The following is a 2,427-nucleotide window of genomic DNA, read 5'->3' on the forward strand; positions in this document are numbered from 1 at the left end:
CGTCACATTTAGACATGACTACGGCATTACAGCCATCCCACTGACCTTGGAGCATAAAAGCGATATCAGAAGCGGCAGTGATTGAGTCAAACAGCAAAACAAATTGTTTCTTTTTCCAGAAGAACTTATCCAAACCAATCGATATAATACTTTTCATGATCTATAGCTTTTAACTTGTTAAGCGGCTATTTATAACTCTCCAAAAAAATATTAATAAGAAAAAGCTAATTACTGCCTCTATCTTAGGTATCTGTAAGTCAGACTATGGGCTTATTCACAGAGCCGCTCCCAGAAGAACCTCAGCCTTTGAGAATTAAGTCCCACTAATTGCTCAGTCTTGCCATTGTATAAGCATCGATATAAGCACCATCTCGAAAAGCATACTTTTTCAGTGTCCCTTCAATCACAAAGCCGTACTTCTCATAGAGATGAACAGCGCTATGATTATCGATGTAAACTGTTAATTCAAGACGTTTCAAGTTCAACCAGTTACAAGCTAGATCAATTACGGCTTGCATGAGTCTTGATCCAATCCCTTGATTGTGATAATCGTCATGAACAAACATTCCGATTGAACCCACATGAGATCTACGACCTTGAAATGTGTGTAAACCAATCAGACCCACCACTTTTTGAGAGCCGTTGACAACGGCCACCAAACGGTGCAACCCTTGTGGAGGATTTTCCAATTTTCGCTTAATCTCGTCACGGGATTGGTAGGGCATTTGCATGGTTCCCCAGCAGCACTTTGGTGCATTGAATAGAGCCGCTACATCTTCCCAGTCTGCCATTTCAAAACCACGAATTGTTACTTCAGCCATCATTTAGAAAGGATTCAGGGACAATGAATTCGGAATTGAGTTTATTGTGGATATAAACCGGGGACTAATCGAGAAGTCTTACGGGTCGATAGTCTAGTTCAAAGCCCCCAACTTCTTTACAGTTTTTCCCTTGCGTCTAGGTGAATTATCAAACCTTGGAGTCGTAATTTTAGATGTCGGTGTACTGATACACCGATGGAAATTACCGCATGAACCACAATTAATAAGCACAAAGTGTTTTTCTCCTGACGCCATTTTTAAGCGACGCGAACCGCAGAACTGGCATGGTTGAACTACTTTGATAAAGTGAAACATGGCTTACCTCTCACTCCTGTTAGGTCAATTTATTGTGTCCCGTTGGCGTACTCACAAAACTCTTATTATCCTTCAATAAAACAATGAGCGTTTCCGGAATTTAGGCAGAAATAGGTTACATAAAGTGCAATACTGCTCGGTTAAGAAAAATGGTAGGTTGGGTAGAGCGTCAGCGAAACCCAACAAATACCGATAAGCGTTGGGTTTCGTCCCTCAACCCAACCTACATAATTTCGTATTTTTAGGCTTAACCGCGCAGTTCTGGGAATAAGGACATTTTCCCTGATTGCTGAACATAGAGACAAGATATTTTTTTGTACCCCACAAACTTGTTATACTGAGGTTGCTTTTCATATACCTAATATCGCTCGAAAATGCCTGACAAAGAGTTGAATACGGCTGCTATCAATGAAGGTTTGCTCATCGAAAACCCTAAGTTTTTTATTTAATTTTCATCCTATGGGTAGATTGACAAATTGGTGAAAGATTTAAGTTGTGACGAATGGTTACCGATCACCTGAATTGTGTTACATAGCAACTTCATCCGTAGCGCTTACCGTAGTCAGGTGGAGATCCCAGGGTGAATACAAGCATTGCTTAATAGCTTAATATATACTTAAATTTATGTGATAAAGCGAGCAACTTTGTTAACTAACTGAAAATCGCTCAGCCACAAAGAATAGAACTGTATAAGCAACAGTTAAATAATACTAGCAACTACCAAAACTGCAAACTAGCGTTACCCGCTCTGTCTGGATGAATTGGGTTAGAATGCACAATTAGAGAATTTTTTGGCATAGCTTTGGGTGCAAGCTCGGTGAAGTTACTTGATAATTGGGTTCGACATTATGGATAAAAATTATACATTTAAATTTAACTCCTCCACAGCACTTTTAGCGCTCAAAGCAGGTAACTACGACCCAATTAACTTCTACCAGGCGCGTCTAGACTTGTTTAACCTATCCATAATGGCAGACTATGATCAGCTCGTTTGCCTTCCGACTCTGACTGCCATTGACAAATACTGGTATCAAATTGAAACTGCTCGTAAAGTTCTTAGACAACTTGGTGGAAGAGCATTGCTGGCGGATGAAGTCGGATTGGGGAAAACCATTGAAGCAGGACTAATCATAGCAGAGTACCTAGCACGAGGAATGGTGCGATCGCTTTTGGTACTGACGCCTGCATCTTTGGTTTCCCAATGGCAACAAGAGCTAAGCGATAAATTTAATATAAGTACCATCACTACGGATACCTCGTCCGCAGTTAAACCTAAAGCTTGTGCGATCTG

2 protein-coding genes are annotated in these 2,427 nt (G+C 40.6%); one reads left to right on the forward strand and one right to left on the reverse strand.

All coding sequences use genetic code 11. The features are described from left to right. Positions 1 to 323: 323 nt before the first annotated feature. Entirely contained in the window at positions 324 to 824 is a 501-nt protein-coding gene (locus G4P69_RS36085; protein ID WP_208343714.1) for a GNAT family N-acetyltransferase, read from the reverse strand. 1,160 nt (positions 825 to 1,984) lie between these two features. Here G4P69_RS36085 and G4P69_RS36090 point away from each other — a divergent pair. Then, positions 1,985 to 2,427 (forward strand): SNF2-related protein (locus G4P69_RS36090; protein ID WP_243903158.1); only part of this gene is annotated, 443 nt, incomplete at its 3' end.

Origin of the sequence: Aetokthonos hydrillicola CCALA 1050, assembly GCF_017591665.1 — a bacterium.
Taxonomy (GTDB): domain Bacteria; phylum Cyanobacteriota; class Cyanobacteriia; order Cyanobacteriales; family Nostocaceae; genus Aetokthonos; species Aetokthonos hydrillicola.

Excerpts from the sequence above, each read along its gene's own strand:
- G4P69_RS36085 (WP_208343714.1), bottom strand. The coding sequence starts at position 824 with ATGATGGCTGAAGTAACAATTCGTGGTTTTGAAATGGCAGACTGGGAA.